Genomic DNA, 516 nt, shown 5'->3' on the forward strand with positions numbered 1-516 from the left:
TCACCTCATGCCCAATGCGCGGTATCGCCATCATGCCGTATTGGCTGCCCGCCCACCCCTGAGAGACACGAACCCAGCACGAGCTCAATTCATTGCTGTTGGAATACCTATCCCACGGGAAATGCACTTTCACGCGCCCATGCTCATCACAGAAGATTTCTTCCCCTTCTGGCCCCACCACCGTGGCCATCATTGGGCCATCCACTTGCGGTTTCGGGGTAGGGGTGGCACGCCATTGGCGCTGAGCGGGGATGACCGTAAACGTATTGCTGTAAGTGGTCGCCCCGCTGCCGCCTTCCTCTTCCAAGGCTTGAGGCTGTGTGCCCGTGTGCGTGGCACTCACCACCAACCAAGTGCGATTGCAACGTTCATCCAAATGGTCGGACAGCGTAAACTTGGTGCCCGCTTGCAGGGCAGGGTGGTTACTTTTGCCATTCGCAATGTGCGCCGTGCGGCGCAGGTAATCCAAGCGATACTGGCTGAACGCCGCGCCACTGTCGTCGTCTTTGTAGCGTG

1 protein-coding gene is annotated in these 516 nt (G+C 58.7%); it reads right to left on the reverse strand.

Annotated features, from left to right (window positions below; translation table 11 throughout):
• Positions 1-516: type VI secretion system tip protein TssI/VgrG (gene tssI / locus HC752_RS25540; RefSeq protein ID WP_190337758.1), on the reverse strand; the 516-nt coding region annotated here is incomplete at both ends.

Source organism: Vibrio sp. S9_S30 (assembly GCF_014694455.1).
GTDB lineage: Bacteria > Pseudomonadota > Gammaproteobacteria > Enterobacterales > Vibrionaceae > Vibrio.